The organism is Ideonella oryzae, from assembly GCF_024055665.1.
Classification (GTDB): domain Bacteria; phylum Pseudomonadota; class Gammaproteobacteria; order Burkholderiales; family Burkholderiaceae_C; genus Ideonella; species Ideonella oryzae.
In genome coordinates this window covers 1-16,380 of sequence record NZ_JAMXMC010000006.1, presented here as the reverse complement: position 1 = coordinate 16,380, position 16,380 = coordinate 1, and the positions used below count along the sequence as shown (strand labels likewise).

Here is a 16,380-nt window from a genome sequence, read left to right as displayed (position 1 = left end):
CAACTGCCGATAATGGCGGCCATGCCGGAATTGCCTGAGGTCGAGGTCACCCGTCGCAGCGTCAGCGCCCTGGCCGGTGCGCAGCTGCGTGCGCTGGAACTGGGCAAGCCGCTGCGGTGGCCGCTGGGCATCGATCCAACGGAGTTGACCGGCTGCGTGGCCGGCGAGTTCCTGCGCCGTGGCAAATACCTCTGGCTGCCGCTCACGCGGCCGGACGGCCGCAGCGCCGGGGGGCTGCTCTGGCACCTGGGCATGTCGGGCTCGCTGGCCTGGCTGCCGCGGGCCGGCCCGCCCGGCAAGCATGATCATGTGGACCTGCTGACCGACCGGGGCGTGTTGCGCCTGACCGACCCGCGCCGCTTCGGTGCGGTGGTCTGGTCGCCCGCCCTGGACCAGGTGCCCGCCTCCCGCCTGCTGGCCGGGCTGGGGGCCGAGCCCTTCGACGAGCGCTTCACCGCCGCGGATTTCCACCGTGCCTTGCAGCAGCGCCGCTGCGCGGTCAAGCAGGCCCTGCTGGCGGGCGACATCGTGGTGGGCGCCGGCAACATCTACGCCAGCGACGCCCTGTTCGAGGCGGGCATCGACCCGCGCACCCCTTGCGACCGCATCGGGCCAGTGCGGGCGGCCCGGCTGCTGGCGGCCATTCGCCGGGTGCTGGGCGAGGCCATTGCCGCCGGCGGCTCCACGCTGCGCGACTTCAAGGACGCCCACGGCAGTGTGGGCCAGTACCAGGGTCAGGCCCGGGTCTATGGCCGGGCCGGCGAGGCCTGTCCGCGCTGTGGCGCGGCCATCCGGCGCATTGTTCAGGGCCAGCGCGCCACCTACTTCTGCCCGGCCTGCCAGCGGCGCTGAGGCCATGGAGCCGCCGGGGTTGGGGCGTCGAGGCTCGGAATTGGCGGGTCCGGGCGGCTTTCATTCGCTTGCATTCACTTGTGGGGCTGCGGGGGTTTCGCGCTAGCATGCGGCCGTGACGCCGCCCGACGATTCCTCCCTTTCCGACGCCCTGGCGCTGCAGCCCGCACTGGAGCCCCAGCTCGATGCCCTGGCCGACTGGCGCCTGGCCCTGGAGCGCGAGTTGGTTCGCCTGGAGACCTTCCTGGCCCAGAGCGAACTGCTGTCGCCCTCGGCCGCCAGTGCCAGTGAGGCGGTACGCCACCGCCTGGCCACGGACAAGCTGGTCGTCGCCTTCGTCGCCGAGTTCTCCCGCGGCAAGAGTGAGCTGATCAACGCGATCTTCTTTGCCGATGCCGGCCGCCGCATCCTGCCGGCCACGCCGGGGCGCACCACCATGTGCCCGGTCGAGCTGTCCTGGGACCCGGCCGAGCTGCCCACCCTGGATCTGCTGCCCATCGAAACCCGTCGCCAGGACAAGACCCTGGCTGAATGGTCGCTGCAGCGCGACCGCTGGTACCGCATTCCGCTGGACCCGTCGGACGCCGACGGGCTGGCCATGTCGCTGCAGCAGGTCACCCAGACCCGCAGTGTCTCGCGCGAGGACGCGCAGCGTCTGGGCCTGTGGTCCGAGGAACACCCGCAGGACAACCCACCGACCCTGCCCGACGGGCAGGTCGAGATTCCGGCCTGGCGCCATGCGGTCATCAACTACCCCCATCCACTGCTGCAGCGCGGCCTGGTGGTCATCGACACCCCGGGCCTGAACGCCATCGGCACCGAGCCCGAGCTGACCCTGGGCCTGCTGCCCAGTGCCCATGCCGCCCTGTTCGTGCTGGGCGCCGACACCGGCGTGACCCGCTCGGACCTGGACATCTGGAACGACCACCTGGGCGGGCAGGGCCTGTCCTGCTTCGTGGTGCTCAACAAGGTCGACACCCTGGCTGACCCGCTGGCTTCGCCCGAGGAACAGCAGGCCGCGGTGGAGCGGCAGTGCCAGACCACCGCCCAGACCCTGGGCATTGCCCGCGACCGGGTGTTCCCCATCTCGGCCCGCCAGGCCCTGGCCGCGCGGCTGCAGGGCGATGTGGATGCGCTGCAGGCCAGCGGCCTGCCCGTCCTGGAAACGGCGCTGAACCTGCACCTGCTGCCGCAGCGCCAGCGCGTGCTGGCCAAGGCCGTGATCGGCGGCGTGCAGTCCATGCTGGAACACGCCACCCGCGCCCTGCGCGACCAGCGCCGCCAGAACGCCGAGCAGATGCTGGAGCTGCGGGGCCTGCGGGGCAAGAGCGCTGGCCGCGTGGCCCAGATGCTCGACCGTGTGACCGCCGACACCGCCGAATTCGAGCGCTGCACCGCGCGCCTCACCGCCCTGCGTGCGGTGCATGCGCGGCTGCAACACAAGACCCTGAAGGCCCTGGATGCCGACCGCATCCGCGAAGCCATGGCCGGCCTGGAATCTGCCCTGGGCAGCGGCTGGCTGAACCTGCGGGCCCGCGGCGCCTTCGCCAAGATGTGCGCCGGCCTGCAGGCCCAGCTCGACACGGCGGCCTCGCTCAATGCCGAGGCCGCGCAGATGCTGCAGGCCCTGTTCAGCCAGCTCAATGCCGAATTCGGCTTTTCGCTGAATTTCACGCCGGCCCCCGATGTCAGCGCCTTCAAGAACGAGCTCAGCCTGATCGAGCGCAACTACGGGCGCTACTTCAACCTCTCCAGCGCGCTGCGGCTGAACTCGACCGTGTCGAGCGATCAGTTCCACCGGATGCTGGTGTCCAAGCTGCGGGTGGTGTTCGAAAACGCCAGCGCCGAGATCGAGAGCTGGCACCAGGGTGCCTCGGGCCAGGTGGACAGCCAGTTCCGCGACCGCCGCCGGGGCTTCCGTCGCCGTCGCGAATCGCTGGAGCGCATCCAGCACGCCACCGGCGAACTGGAGTCCCGCCTGTCCGAGGTGGAAACCCAGGACAACAAGCTGCTGGAGCAGGCCGACCAGGCCCAGGCCATGGCCGCCCGCCTGCGCCAACGGGCCGAGGTGGGTCCCGATTACCAGGACGAGACCCTGAGCGGCTTGGGTGCGCTGGACCTGGACCTGAGCGAAGCCGAGTTCGTGCACAGTGACCAGGGCCTGTTGCGGCCTGGCGCTGCGGCGTGAGCCGGGACGAGGCCGCGACGGCAGCCCTGGCCCGGCGCCTGATCGACTGGCAGCGGCAGCACGGCCGCCACACCCTGCCCTGGCAGCAGACCCATGACCCCTACCGGGTCTGGCTCTCGGAGATCATGCTGCAGCAGACCCAGGTCAGCACGGTGCTGGGCTACTACGAGCGTTTCCTGACCCGTTTCCCCGATGTGCAGGCCCTGGCCGCCGCGCCGCTGGACGAGGTGCTGGCCCTGTGGGCCGGGCTGGGCTACTACAGCCGCGCCCGCAATCTGCACCGCTGCGCCCAGGCCGTGGTGCAGGACTGGGGCGGTGTCTTTCCGTCTACCGCTGCGCAGCTGGCCACCCTGCCGGGCATCGGCCGCTCGACCTCCGCCGCGGTGGCGGCGTTCTGCTTCGGCGAGCGGGTGGCCATCCTGGACGGCAACGTCAAGCGCGTGCTCAGCCGGGTGCTGGGTTTCGGTGAGGACCTGGCCCAGACCGCGGCCGAGCGCCGGCTCTGGGCCATCGCCGAGGCCCAGTTGCCGCCGGCGGGCGAGGGCGTCGAGGCCTACACCCAGGGCCTGATGGACCTGGGCGCCACCGTCTGCACGCCGCGCCAGCCCAGCTGCCTGCTGTGCCCCTGGCAGGATCTCTGCGTGGCCCGGCGCGAAGGCCGGCCCGAGGCCTACCCGGTCAAGACGCGCAAGCTCAAGCGGGGTCGACGCAGCCATGCGCTGCTCTGGCTCACGCAGGGGGATGCGGTGTTCTTGGTGCAGAAGCCGGCCACAGGCGTCTGGGCCGGGCTGTGGACGCTGCCCGAGTTCGACGATGTGGACACCCTGCAGGCCTGGCTGGCCGAGGGCCCGGGCTCGGGCGAGGTGGGCGCCACCTTCACCCATGTGCTGACCCACCTGGACTTGGTGCTGACGCCGGTGCGCTGTGCCTTGCCGGTGGATTCGCCACTGGCGCAGGGGCCGCTGCTGCGCTGGCCGACGGGCCGTTGGGTGCCGCGCGCCGCCTTGGCCGAGCATGGCCTGCCCGCGCCGGTGCGCAAGCTGCTGGGCACCGACGCGGCCTGAGGCCCGGCGGCACCCGGTGGGGCCTCAGCCCTGCAGCAGCTGCTTGTCGCGCAGGAAGCGGTCCACCAGATCCATGCGGGCGGCCGGATCGGGCAGCTCCATCAACTTTTGCCGCGCGGCCAGCGGGATGGGCAGCAGCTCGCACCAGCGGTTGGCCACCCAGGCGGTGTCGTCCAGGTGCATGGGGCCGCTGCTGTGGCCCTCGCGTGCGGCCAGCAGGGCCAGGGCCCGCGCCAGCGCCTGGGCGGCCGGCTGGTGGGCCGCGGCCAGCGGCAGATGCGGGTCATCGGGCAGCTGTTCGGCCTGCGTGGCCACCCACAGGCCGTTGGCCTGCTCGCTCAGCGTCTGCCAGCGAAAGCGCGCACCGCCCAGGCAGACGGCCTTGAGCACGCCCGGCTGGTCCGAATCGGCGCTGAGCAGCCGGGCCAGCACACCCACGGGCTCGAAGCGCACCGTCTGGCCGGCCTGGCGCACCTCGCTGCCCTGCTGCAGGCAGACCACGCCGAAGGGGCGGTCGGCCACCAGGCAGCGGCTCATCAGGTCCAGGTAGCGCGCCTCGAAGATGCGCAGGGACAGTCGGCCCAGCGGGAACAGCACGGACTGCAGCGGGAACAGCGGGAGGTCGGTGAGGGTCATGGCAGGCCGGCCGTGCCGGCGCGGACAGGTCAGGTGCGGGCGTCGAGTTCGCGGTGGCGCTTGAGCGTGGGCAGGCGAGCCGCGAAGTGCTCGGCCAGGGTCTCGACAAAGTAGACCGAGCGGTGCTGACCACCGGTGCAGCCGATGGCCACGGTCAGGTAGCTGCGCTGGTCGTTCTCGAAGGACGGCAGCCAGCGCGTGAGGAAGCCCTCGATCTGGCCCAGCATCTCGCCCACCTCGGGCTGGGCCCGCAGGTAGTCGGCCACCGGGGCGTCGCGCCCGGTCAGCGGGCGCAGCTCGCGCAGGTAGAAGGGGTTGGGCAGCACCCGCACGTCGAACACCATGTCGGCATCCAGCGGCACGCCGTGCTTGAAGGCGAAGGACTGGAAGACCAGGGTCAGCTGGCTGCGCGAGGCACCCACCAGGTCGCGGATCCACAGGCGCAGCTGGGCGGGCCGCAGCTCGCTGGTGTCCATCACGGTGGAGCGCTCGCGCAGGGCTGCCAGCAACTGGCGCTCCTGCTCGATGGCATCCACCAGGCGTTGGCGGTCGCTGCCCACGCCAGGATGGGACAGCGGGTGCGGGCGCCGCGTTTCGGAAAAGCGCTTGACCAGGGCCTGGGTGCTGGCATCCAGGAAGAGGCTGCGCACCTTGACGCCTTCAGCGGCCAGCTCGTCCATCAGCGGCAGCAGGGCCGGCAGCGAGCTGGCGGTGCGCACATCCACCGCCACGGCCAGGCGTTGCACGCCGTGGGCGGCCTCGACATGAACCAGTTCGCGCAGCAGCTCGGGGGGCAGGTTGTCCACGCAGAAGAAGCCGGCGTCTTCCAGTGCATGCAGGGCCACCGACTTGCCCGAACCCGAGATGCCGGTGACCAGGGCCACCACGCGCTGCGGCCGAGCCGGGGCGGGCGCGTCCGTCTGGGGGAGCGGCTTGGGCGTGTTCATCGTGTGGCCTTGGCGGCGCGTGCGTCCGGCTGGGCGGCCTGCTGGATCAGCTGCTGGGCGTGGGCCAGGCTGGTGCCGCTGGCGCCGCCCAGCATGCGGGCCACCTCGGCCACGCGGGCTTCGCCCTCCACCGGGCTGACCTGGCTCTGGGTCTGGCCCTGGCGGGTGGCCTTGGCCACCACGAAGTGGTGGTCGGCGCAGGCGGCCACCTGGGGCAGGTGGGTGACCGACAGCACCTGCACGCTTTGGCCCAGCTGTTTCATCAGCCGGCCCACTGCATCGGCCACGGTGCCACCCACGCCGGAGTCGATCTCGTCGAAGATCAGCGTGCCGGGGTTGAGGGCCGTGGCCGGACCGCGGCCGCGCTGCTGCGCGGTGGTGACGGCAATGGCCAGCGCCAGGCGCGAGAGCTCACCGCCCGAGGCCACCTTGGCCAGCGGGCGCGGGGCGCTGCCCGCATGGCCGGCCACCAGGAACTCCACGCCCTCCAGGCCGAAGCTCTGCGGGGCGTCCTGCGGCAGCAGGGCCACCTCGAAGCGGCCGCCGGCCATGCCCAGCAGCTGCATGGCCGCACTCACCCGCTTGGACAGATCGGGCGCGGCCTTCTGGCGGGCCCGGCTGGACTGCTCGGCCAGGCGGCGCCACTGCGCTTCGGCCTGGGCCACGGCCCCGCTCAGGGCGTCCATGTCGCTGGCGGCGTCCAGCAGCGCCAGGGTGGCCTGCCACTCGGCACGCAGGGCCGGCAGTTCCTCGGGCGGACGACGGAAGCGCCGGGCCAGGCCCATCCAGGCCGAGAGGCGGGCGTCCAGCTCGGCCAGGCGGTCCGGGTCCAGCTCGGCCCGGGCCAGGTAGGTGTTCAGGCTGCGTGAGGCGTCGTCCACCTGGGCCTGGGCGCCCTGCAGGGCCTCCAGCACCGGCTGGATGCGCGGGTCGAAATCGGCCACCGCCTCCAGTCCGCTCAAGGCCCGGCTGAGCTGCCGACTGGCGCTGGTCTCGTCCTCGTCCAGGCATTGGGCGGCCTGGGCGGCGGCGTCCATCAGGGCCTGACCATGCGAGAGGCGCTGGTGCTCGGCATTGAGCTCGGGCCATTCCTCGGCACCGGGCGCCAAGCGGTCGATCTCGCCGATCTGCCACTGCAGGCGCTCGCGCTCGCTGGCCCGTTCGCCCTCCAGGGCGCGGGCGGCGGCCAGGGCCTCGGTGGCGGTCTTCCAGTCGGCATGGGCCTGGGCCAGCGGGCGCGGGTCCACGCCCGCCTGTTCGTCCAGCAGGGCGCGCACGGCCGCGGGCCGGGTCAGGCCCTGCCAGGCGTGCTGGCCGTGGATGTCCACCAGGTGGTCGGCCACCTCGCGCAGCTGGGCGGCGGTGGCGGCGCTGCCGTTGATGAAGCCGCGGCTCTTGCCCTGGCTGTCGACGATGCGGCGCAGCAGCAGGGTGTCCTCGGCGGCGAAGCCGGCCTCGTCCAGCCAGGCCGCCAGGGAGGGCGGGGGATCGAATTCGGCCGTCACCTCGGCGCGGGCCGCGCCTTCACGCACCCACTGGCTTTCGGCCCGGGCGCCCAGCACCAGTTGCAGCGCGTCGATCAGAATGGACTTGCCGGCGCCGGTTTCGCCCGTGAGCACGGAAAAGCCGGCATGGAACGCCAGCTCCAGGTGGCTGACGATGACGAAATCCTTCAGGGTCAGGTGCTTGAGCATGGGGCCCTCGGTCAGGGTCTCAGACCACACCCTCGTACCAGCGCAGCTTGCGCCGGAGCGTGGCGTAGTAACTCCATCCGCGCGGGTGCAGGAAGCGCATGGCCACGGGCGAGCGACGCACCCGTACCTGGTCGCCTGGCAGCAGGCTGGTCAGGCTGTGCATGTCGAAGCTGGCGCTGGTGTCGCGGGCGGTGACGATGGTGATGCCCACCTCGGCCGAGTCGGGCAGCACGATGGGCCGGTTGGACAGGGTGTGCGGCGCGATGGGCAGCAGCACCCAGCCGCCGATGGACGGGTGCAGGATGGGGCCGCCGGCCGACAGGGCATAGGCGGTGGAACCGGTGGGCGAGGCGATGATCAGGCCGTCGGCCCGCATGTTGGCGACGAACTCGCCGCCCACATCCACCCGCAGCTCGACCATGCTGGTGGTGGCGCCCCGGCCCACCACCACGTCGTTGACGGCCAGGCCGTGGAAGATGCTGCGGCTGTCGCGCCAGACGTCGCCTTCGATCAGGGCCCGGCGCTCTTCCTCGTAGTCGCCCTGCACGATGGGGCCCAGGGCCTCGGCCCAGTCGGTGGAGCGCACATCGGTGATGAAGCCGAGTCGGCCCTCGTTGATGCCCACCAGCGGGATGTTCAGCGGCGCCAGCTCGCGGGCGATGCCCAGCATGGTGCCGTCGCCGCCCACCACCACCGCGATGTCGCAGTGCGCACCGATCTCGGCCGGGCTGAGCGCGCCGTAATCGTGCCAGTCGATGTTCAGCGCCGTGTCCCGGTCCACCGACACCTCCAGCCCCTGCCGCACCAGGAAGGCGGCAATGCTCTCCAGCATCGGGCGGATACCCTGGGCCTGGTATTTGCCGATGAGGGCAGCGTGACGGAACGGGGATGACATGGTGCGGAGAATTACACCACAGGCCCCTGTGACAAGCCGGTGGCGGGCCGGGCATCTCCTTACAATGAAAAGCATGCTGGATGACCGTGCCCGATCGCTGCTGAACACCCTGGTCGAGCGCTACATCGCCGATGGCCAGCCAGTGGGTTCCCGCACCCTGTCCAAGGCCTCCGGGCTGGAGCTCTCGCCCGCCACCATCCGCAACGTGATGGCTGATCTGGAGGACATGGGCCTGATCGTCAGCCCGCACACCTCGGCCGGTCGCATTCCCACGCCCAAGGGCTACCGGCTCTTTGTGGACACCATGCTGACCGCCCAGCCGCAGATGCTCAGCGGCCACATGCCCGACGCCCTGTCGGCCGTGCGCGAGCAGCTGCAGCCCGACCAGCCCCAGCGGGTGATCGCCCAGGCCGCGCAGATGCTCTCCAGCCTGTCGAGCTTCGTCGGCGTGGTGACGGCCCCGCGCAAGACCAGCGTCTTCCGCCACCTGGAATTCCTGCGTCTGGGCGCCCAGCGTGTGCTGGTCATCATGGTGGCGCCCGATGGCGATGTGCAGAACCGCGTCATCTTCACCGCCCGCGACTACAGCGACAGCGAGCTGGTGGAGGCCACCAACGTGCTCAACGCCCACTACGCCAACCTCACGCTGGAGGAAGTGCGTGAGCGCCTGAAGGCCGAGGTGGACCAGCTGCGCGGCGAGATCGCGGTGCTGATGCAGGCGGCCGTGCAGGCCGGCACCGAGGCCCTGGCCGAGACCCAGGAGCAGGTGGTGGTCAGCGGCGAGCGCAACCTGCTGGGCGTGCAGGAACTCAGTGACCTGGGCTCGCTGCGCAAGCTCTTCGACATCTTCGAGCAGAAGACCGAGCTGATGCGCCTCCTGGATACCTCCAGCCGCGCGGAGGGCGTGCGCATCTACATCGGCGGCGAGAGCCGCGTCGTGCCCTTCGAAGAACTCTCGGTCGTTTCTGCACCCTACGAGGTGGACGGCCGGGTGGTGGGCACGCTGGGCGTCATCGGCCCCACCCGCATGGCCTACGACCGCATGATCCAGATCGTGGACATCACCTCCCGCCTGGTGGGCAGCGCGCTGTCGCAGCGCTGAGACCGCCGCCTACAATCCAGCACTTTCGCGCCTGCCCCTGCGGGACAGGCTCGGTGTGGGCCGTTAGCTCAGTCGGTCAGAGCAGAGGACTCATAATCCTTTGGTCCGGGGTTCGAGCCCCCGACGGCCTACCAAACATTCGCGTTCGTTGCCAGAATTTTGCCAGAAATCGGTCGAATCCAAGCGGCCGTTGGCGAACGACGACGGACAGAGCAACGCGCCGACGCGTTGCCAGTTCGTTTGCCGATAGGGGGTTACGTCGCCTTGTTTGGTCCCGAAGTTCTGTGTGGCCGTGCCAGGTTGGCTACGAGAAAAGGGCTTCCCGCCATCGACGAGAAGCCCTGGCATGCCGTTGAGTTGACCCGCCGACGGTAGGACGCAAGGGGTACCGGGCGACCACTTAGCGCTTGGACATCTGAACTCGGATCCAGTCCGAGATCTCGATGTCCACCCAGCGGCTCGCCCGCTGGATCTTGACCGGGGCCGGGAAGTCCCGTGTCTTGATCAGTTCGTAGATCGATGTTCGCTTGAGGGCAACCCGGTCCATGACCTCAGGCAGTGAGATCAGCCTTGGGGCCAATGCGCCGGAGCCGTTGCCCGGGTCGGTTGCACAGGGTGTCGGTTGATCGGGTCTAGGCGGCCTGCGTTGGTCTGTTCCGGTTGCCCGGTCTCTGAGCTGGCGATCAGCTGTGAGCATGGTGCGTGGAAGTGGCCCGGCCTCATGGCCGTTTATGGCTATGAAGAACAGGTGCTGATAACGAAGTGCTCGCCGATATGCCGCGGGATAAGCCATAGCGGCCGAGTGGCAACGAAACGTCTACGGCACACAGCGGTCCGGACCCTGTGCGTCGAGCAGTTGGTTTATCAACGAAGGTTATTCATCTCCAGTCGCGCCAAGTCGGCGCGCCACCTTTCGCCTTCGCGGGCGGCTTGATAGATGAAGCACTTCAACGACCTTACCGCGGCGCTCGGCGCCATCCTGATCAACCGGGCCCAGAGGGGCTATGACTACTGGACGAGCTTTGACCTTGTTGCGGAACGAATGAACGCAAAGGGCGACGAATTGGCCGAACTTTACGGAACTAGGCTTCCTGCTTGGAAGCGCCAGGACCTCAAGCAAAAGGGGCTTCCGACCTGCGCCGCGATCAGCGCTCCTGTGCTGGGTTCGCCGACCAAGCGTGAGTTCATACTGATGGTCACCGACAAGGTTCGTGCAGCCCCACCGGGCTCGGTCTGGCGCCGTGAAGTCTGGAGCGGCCGCAACGTTGCATTCGGTTCGTTTGTGATGGTCAAGGAACCGCGCCTGCGCGGGGATTACGCCTGGACGTGGCGTTTGCAGGAGCACATCTACGAAGGGATCAAGCGCAATTTGATTCGATGGGTGAAGTCTGGCAATACGTCAGCCATCATTGCTGAAACGCAGTCGTGGCTTCGTTGCTATCCCATGTTCGGTGGTGTGCGTCGGCAGTTCCAACGGCTGATCAATTCGGGGAGCAAGCTTTGGGTGGCTTGCCATCGCTCCGCTTGGCCCGGCTTGAGGGCAGATCAACTGCCCATCATGATCGGATTCCGGCCTGATAAGAAGGCGTCTCACGGCTAATTGAGCAAGTAGCTACCCGAGCCAGGCGCAGTACCTATCGTGGGTCTGAGCCTGCAGAACGCTTCGGGGACTGGCTGAGGCTAGAGTGGCGGCAAGGTGGCCGGCGCAAAGGCCTCGACGGCCGCTATGTCTTGGATCCGCGGTGGATCGTCCGGCTGCGAAGCGCCGGTCCACCCGCATTCTCGCCATTCGTCTCGCCAAGCCAGAAGGCACGAAGCAGTCCCTATACGATCCGCCTTCAACGACTCGCTGTAGAAACGCTTGCCGGTGTCCGCCGCGTCGAGCAAGCCGAGGTATACGGTGATTCTCCTCGTCTTGGCGACCTCGGGGGCTGCCAAGCCCAAGTAGGTCTCAAGCAGAGACAGGAATCCAAGCCGCCCGACGACAGGCTTATTGAAGGAGTCGTCGGTGGACGGTCCCTGGCGGGCGTCCAAGCAAAGGCCGAAGGTGACGTGCATTTTCTAATGTCCTTCCCTGAGTCGATCAGCCGCCTCCTCCGTTGGAGCCGAGCTGAGCGAGAGACATCTACGCTTCCTCCCACTGAATGTATCCAGGGGAGGTGGGCGGCGCACCATGGAAGGCCCTAACCGAAAGGTTGAATGTCCGCTTGGGCAGCGCTCCTGTGAACGCAGCCGGCTGACATGGCTCCAGCAGCGGTAAGCTCGAATGCATTTCGCGACTTCCAACGTAAGCGCCATGCACAAACAAGACTTCGAGACGCTCGAGTCGGAGGCAGCCGAGGCCGTTGCGGCTCTTGGGAGGGCTGCTTACGAGCGGAGGGTCGCCGTCACGGTCAAGAGCATCAACTGTCTTTTGACGAACGTCCCCGCGCGTCCCGGCGTTTATTGGATAGAGACCAGCATGCCTTCAGAGCGCCTGCAGGAAGCCATTGGGGCGACCACTGGCAAAGCACGGCGTACGCGGAAGATGCCTCCAAAGGGAGTGAAGCTCATTCTTCAGGAGGGGGATGATGCATACATCGCCTATTCAGGCACTGAAGGAAACCTTCAAAGCAGGCTGGCCCAACACCTGTTCAATCGTGGGAACGCGCAGACCATTAAGCTTGGTTGCGCCGTCGACCTGGCGCCATACAGTGAATACAGCTGGCAGGTCTACTACACGGTCATTGATCAAGCTGTGCTTCGGTACGCTGTTGAAGCGTGGTGGAGGCAAGAAGTCGGTTGGCCGGTGTTCTGCTTGCGCTAGCCAGCACGGGAGTATCCTTCGTCACCCGAAGGGAGCATGGTCGGGCAGCCGGCCTGACCATGAGCGTCGCTGTTCAGAACGGCAAATGCGACCGTCTTTGTCCAGAAGTACTGGTTGATTGAAACCTTGCTGACCGACGTCTCGTATGTTCGTCGTTCCGGCGCTTGTGGCTGTGCCATCGGTAAGACTGAAGGTGGCGGTTGTCGTCTGAATGTGGCGGCCTCTGCGTATCAGCGAACCATGATCAGCATTGTCCCAGCCGTTCCGAGCGGATGAGATCGTCGAACTCCTGTTTTAGCATCACGATGTGACGCGCCAGCAGTGCACTCACAGCTTCTTCTGACGTTGCGAAATCAAACTTCAGCGTGATTGGCCCTGGCTCTTCCTTGAGCCGCGGCGCTCTTTTTAGGTAAGCCTTGCGCATCTTTTCGATGGTTGGCCGCACGCGCGCGAAGGCTTCCGGACTGAGCGTTCGTGAGTCGATGCGAGATACCACCAAATAGCGATCAGCCTCTCCGTCAGCTTTGCCGGTCAGGATTCGCACCATGGTGCGAAGAGCCGGACGATCAGCGTCTTGCGTCGCACGCCACTTCGGCAGCGAGAAATAGAACGCCTTTCTCTTTGGGTCGTGTTCGATATCCGGGAACTGGGTTCTTATGGACTGCAGGAGACCGGCGTACAAAAGCATGGGAATGCAGACGCTCCATAGCCTCTTCCGTTGCATGAAAGCCTGGAACAGTTGCTGAGCGGCCTTCTCATCCAAGGTCTTCGCTCGAGCGTAAATCTTCTCAAGCCGATCTTCCAAGGGCGCCTTGTCCTTGCTCCACTCGCGCATCTTTTCGAAGACATCGCGATGGGTACTGACTACACCCAGCAAATGGTCATCGTCAACGTCGACATGCACAAACGGCGCTCCTTCCGGCTCCAAGACCGACCGAAACTCTCGGAGCGCGGCTTTAGAGTCGTCGCCCAGCCAGGGCGATCTTTCAGCTGCGGAGATTTCATCCACGAGCCAAACATAGTCGAGTCCGATCCAGGAAGGACGCGACGGCGCTTGTCCAAACACATCCAGGAAGACCAGGATTTGTATCCAGCCAGGGTATCGCTCGGCGAGGCTCGTCTCGTACGATTCGAGCTGATTGCGACCTTCTCCGGCACCGTACTTGTTCTCGATGGCGAGCAGCCAGCGCCTTTTCGGGTCGAGCACCAGAACATCCAGAGAACCGCTGCCAAGCTTGACCTCACGTCGGACCAGGCATGAGTCAAACGCCTGTGAGGCGACGTGCGTGGGTGAGAGTTGATGGCGAACCTTCGCGTCAATCGTGGAGTCACCCATGCGACGCCAAGCCTCCCCCAATAGAGCCCGGATGCAAACATCGCCAAGTCCGTGACCCTCGGTCGGGTCGAAGAACCAAGCCAGAAAACGAGAGATTGGCACCTCGCGTGGATAGCAGATGTGTAGCGGGCGCGTCTCGCGGGCGAGATCGAGAAGCCGTAGTACCGCGGGGTCCCCTAGAAATTTGTCTACGCACTCGTGAAACGGCATCCTTCCCCCTATTCAAAGATCTTGACCATGGCACACTTTAAGCCCCGTCGGCTAGGAAATTCCGAGAGTTCAGGTGATCTGGAAGCTATACCGTGGGGCAATATTGTATCGGTGCCCACGTACGCCGTCAGAGAACCTCATTTAGACCGTGGCCGTGTCTCGAAGCGGGGCACCGTGCCATCGCCGGCCATTCTCTGAGTAAATATCTCCTATGAGCCAGCGAAACTCAGTACCTCGGCATGGACGCGCAGGCTACCTTGCGACAATGAGGCCAGCAGAAGTCGCCTATGCGAGGAAGCCTTGGCCGTTCAAAGTGAACACGATGTGGGAGATTCACTCCCACCATACACGGGTGCCTTGCCAATGTGGCGGTGAGTACGCATTCGAGTTCGCGGCGATTGTTGAATGGACCGCAGAGCAAAAGACGGAGAAATTCATCTCCAAGTGCGCCGACTGCGGTGACCGAGTGATGACCGAGTTCGACATCAGTGATCGCAGCCAGGAGATGGACGATCTCGATCGCATGCTGATGAAGAAGTGGCCTCCCGCGTCGAGCGGGCCGTATCCAATGGGTTCGCGCGGCTTCCCAAAATTTGAGGCCGAGGGGATCAAGACGTTCAGCATCTTGGGGCACTGGCAGCTTATTGGCGCTTCCCAAGGCTCGATGAGCAAGGTCTACCTTTGCGCACACCGAGGCGACCCGCGTTCTCTCGCTGTTGCCAAGCTGCCGATCAGCCCAGGCGGCAACGAGGACCACGTTCGCGAATGCCAGTTGCTACTCCTTCTGAACTTCGGGAGACGCAGCCCGCATGTGGTTCGGCTGCTCGAAGTCGAGGCACGGCCCGGCGGAGTGCCGGTCTGGCTATTGGAGTCCGTTCTGCCGGGCCCGAGGGGCTGCGTCACGCTAGCGGACTGGATCTCGGAGTACCGGAATGAGCTCGAGACGCTTCCGGTGCACCAGTGGATCGGGCAGATCGCCACGGGGCTACTCCATTGTGGTGAACTGGTCGAGGGATTCGCGCATGCCGACCTCAAACCAGACAACATCCTCGTCGCGGAAGGATGGATCTGCAAGATTGCCGATTTCGGACTGGCCGGATGGAAGGATCGAGCAGCCACACCCGGCGCGCCGCTGTACCAAGCGCCCGAGCTTGCGAATGGCGTGCTCCCGAATGCAAGTTCCGACATATTCAGCCTGGGCGTCATCGCCTATGAGCTGTTCACGGGGAGGAATCCTTGGGAGGCAGCGTCAAGGGCTTCGATCGATCGCCTCAAGATCGCGATGCGCAGCGGCGTGGTCAATGCGGATCCGAGCGTCCCTTTGATCGTGTTGCAATGTCTCGAGGTTGATCCGGCCAAGCGTCCGACTTTGTTGGATATCCAACAGGCGTTCATGTTTCCAGAGGTGCGAACCTCGCTTGTCGAAGTCGGGGAGGAAGCTTTTGCAGTATTCAGCCAAGGCTTGATCGCGCTCGGCATGCCAGACATGGTCGTCAAGACGATGACCGATGGATCGGCATCGCGCAACGCCGCGACAAGGGTCAACATTGCCGTGGCCTTATCCCAAACGGGATCCCACGATTTCGCTGAAGTGCAGTACGCGCAACTGGCCAGTGAAGGCATCGATGTTGTGGCTCAGCGTGCAGTCAACGACCAACGTCGCGGCCTCCACGAGGCCAGCCTGAATGCACTCCGGCCTCTCATCGCGAAGTCGCCTAATGATGTCGGTCTTCGCATCAACGCATCGGCAGCGTGCAATGACCTTGGGCTTCACCTGGAGGCTCTTGAATTACTGGAGCAAGCGAAGGCGTCTGATCCAGGCAACCCGACTGTCCTTTACCAGTACGCCTATACCTTGATCGCATTGCGCAAATGCTCAAAGGCCAAGGATGCGGTGGACAAGTACAAAAAGGTCGCCGGAGAGACATCGCTTTGGCGGCGTTTAGAGGCTGCGGTCAGAGGTCGTTGTCCCGGCCTATACAAGTCCCGATAGGGGCGTCGCCTAACCCCGCGGCGGCGTCGGGTGGTTCACCGAATCTGTGGATAGTGCGGGGCGTTTGGTAGCGCGGGAACGCTACCGGCATAGGAATGCCTGGGCTGAATGGGCGCGATCCCCAAGCCTGGCTCGTTCACGCATCCGGCGATATCCCCGAAGTGTGATTTCTGCAGCGCGGACACCTCGGTGGGGGCAGACGGGCACTGACCTGCCCCCCCCCAGGCCGTACCAATGTGAAGTAGCAAGGGGTCCGCCATTCAGGAGAATCGCGGACATGAGGAAGAGCAAGGTAAGCGCGGCCCCAAGGCCCTCTTGACGAAGTTCGATCAGATGTCGACGACGTGGCGCAGCAGCGAGAAGCCCACGCGCCAGGTCATGCCGTCGCCGGGGTCGATGGTGGCGGTGCGCTGGTTGATGCGCACGATCACGCCGACGATGGTGTTGAGGTGCTTGTCCTCGAAGGCCACCCTTTCGCCGCAGCGGAAGTCGTTGCGTGTGGCACGTGGTGCCGCCGCTGGCGCCGGCTCGGGTGCCGGCTCGGGTGCCGGAGTGTGGGTACCTTGTGCTGGCGGCTCGATGGCCGTGTAGGGCACGTTCCAGGCACTGCGCGTGCCTTGCTCCTGGATCGTCAGCTGGGTGTCTTTCATCGCGACG

13 protein-coding genes, 1 tRNA gene and 1 pseudogene are annotated in these 16,380 nt (G+C 66.3%); 8 read left to right on the top strand and 7 right to left on the bottom strand.

The window, feature by feature from the left end; genetic code table 11:
* Positions 1–21 precede the first annotated feature (21 nt).
* From mutM to mutY, 3 genes are all read left to right on the top strand, one after another.
* Complete coding sequence (gene mutM / locus M0L44_RS10830; protein ID WP_252769731.1) at positions 22–852, top strand: bifunctional DNA-formamidopyrimidine glycosylase/DNA-(apurinic or apyrimidinic site) lyase; 831 nt, start codon at positions 22–24, stop codon at positions 850–852.
* Positions 853–967: 115 nt separating this feature from the next.
* The gene (locus M0L44_RS10825; protein ID WP_252769730.1) at positions 968–3,040 is read left to right on the top strand and encodes a dynamin family protein; all 2,073 of its coding nucleotides are present in this window, start codon (positions 968–970) and stop codon (positions 3,038–3,040) included.
* Positions 3,037–4,104 carry an A/G-specific adenine glycosylase gene (mutY, locus tag M0L44_RS10820; RefSeq protein WP_252769729.1) on the top strand — a complete coding sequence of 356 codons (1,068 nt, stop codon included), beginning with the start codon at positions 3,037–3,039 and terminating at the stop codon, positions 4,102–4,104. The genes M0L44_RS10825 and mutY overlap by 4 nt, the downstream gene beginning before the upstream one ends.
* Positions 4,105–4,128: 24 nt before the next feature.
* Here the strand turns inward: mutY and M0L44_RS10815 are convergent, their stop codons facing one another.
* The 4 genes from M0L44_RS10815 to M0L44_RS10800 are packed head-to-tail and all read right to left on the bottom strand — an operon-like array spanning position 4,129 to position 8,276.
* Positions 4,129–4,740: an LON peptidase substrate-binding domain-containing protein gene (locus tag M0L44_RS10815; RefSeq protein ID WP_252769728.1), complete on the bottom strand. Its 612-nt coding sequence runs from the start codon at positions 4,738–4,740 to the stop codon at positions 4,129–4,131.
* A gap of 29 nt (positions 4,741–4,769) precedes the next feature.
* Entirely contained in the window at positions 4,770–5,687 is a 918-nt protein-coding gene (rapZ, locus tag M0L44_RS10810) for an RNase adapter RapZ (RefSeq protein ID WP_252769727.1), read from the bottom strand.
* A complete protein-coding gene (gene recN / locus M0L44_RS10805; RefSeq protein WP_252769726.1) occupies positions 5,684–7,381 on the bottom strand; it encodes a DNA repair protein RecN in 1,698 nt (565 codons plus the stop codon). Before recN ends, rapZ begins: the two co-directional genes overlap by 4 nt.
* Before the next feature lie 19 nt (positions 7,382–7,400).
* Entirely contained in the window at positions 7,401–8,276 is an 876-nt protein-coding gene (locus M0L44_RS10800; protein WP_252769725.1) for an NAD kinase, read from the bottom strand.
* 73 nt (positions 8,277–8,349) lie between these two features.
* On the opposite strand from M0L44_RS10800, the gene hrcA reads away from it, so the two are divergent.
* Both hrcA and M0L44_RS10790 read left to right on the top strand, forming a co-directional pair.
* The gene (gene hrcA / locus M0L44_RS10795) at positions 8,350–9,378 is read left to right on the top strand and encodes a heat-inducible transcriptional repressor HrcA (RefSeq protein ID WP_252769724.1); all 1,029 of its coding nucleotides are present in this window, start codon (positions 8,350–8,352) and stop codon (positions 9,376–9,378) included.
* Positions 9,379–9,435: 57 nt separating this feature from the next.
* Positions 9,436–9,512, top strand: a tRNA-Ile gene (locus M0L44_RS10790).
* Positions 9,513–9,778: 266 nt separating this feature from the next.
* Here M0L44_RS10790 and M0L44_RS21980 read toward each other — a convergent pair.
* Positions 9,779–10,075 carry a helix-turn-helix transcriptional regulator gene (locus tag M0L44_RS21980; protein WP_256490235.1) on the bottom strand — a complete coding sequence of 99 codons (297 nt, stop codon included), beginning with the start codon at positions 10,073–10,075 and terminating at the stop codon, positions 9,779–9,781.
* Positions 10,076–10,315: 240 nt separating this feature from the next.
* Here M0L44_RS21980 and M0L44_RS10780 point away from each other — a divergent pair, with 240 nt between their 5' ends.
* Together M0L44_RS10780 and M0L44_RS10775 are read left to right on the top strand one after the other, a co-directional pair.
* A complete protein-coding gene (locus tag M0L44_RS10780) occupies positions 10,316–10,978 on the top strand; it encodes a hypothetical protein (RefSeq protein WP_252769722.1) in 663 nt (220 codons plus the stop codon).
* Positions 10,979–11,674: 696 nt separating this feature from the next.
* Positions 11,675–12,184 carry a hypothetical protein gene (locus M0L44_RS10775; RefSeq protein WP_252769721.1) on the top strand — a complete coding sequence of 170 codons (510 nt, stop codon included), beginning with the start codon at positions 11,675–11,677 and terminating at the stop codon, positions 12,182–12,184.
* Positions 12,185–12,428: 244 nt separating this feature from the next.
* On the opposite strand, the gene M0L44_RS10770 is transcribed toward M0L44_RS10775, so the two are convergent.
* On the bottom strand, positions 12,429–13,730 hold the full coding sequence (locus tag M0L44_RS10770) for a PDDEXK-like family protein (protein ID WP_252769720.1): 1,302 nt from the start codon (positions 13,728–13,730) through the stop codon (positions 12,429–12,431).
* Between the two features lie 322 nt (positions 13,731–14,052).
* Between M0L44_RS10770 and M0L44_RS10765 the strand changes: the two genes are divergently transcribed.
* On the top strand, positions 14,053–15,723 hold the full coding sequence (locus M0L44_RS10765) for a serine/threonine-protein kinase (RefSeq protein ID WP_252769719.1): 1,671 nt from the start codon (positions 14,053–14,055) through the stop codon (positions 15,721–15,723).
* Between the two features lie 329 nt (positions 15,724–16,052).
* Here the strand turns inward: M0L44_RS10765 and M0L44_RS10760 are convergent.
* Positions 16,053–16,380, bottom strand: a pseudogene (locus M0L44_RS10760) (hypothetical protein); the annotation flags it as partial.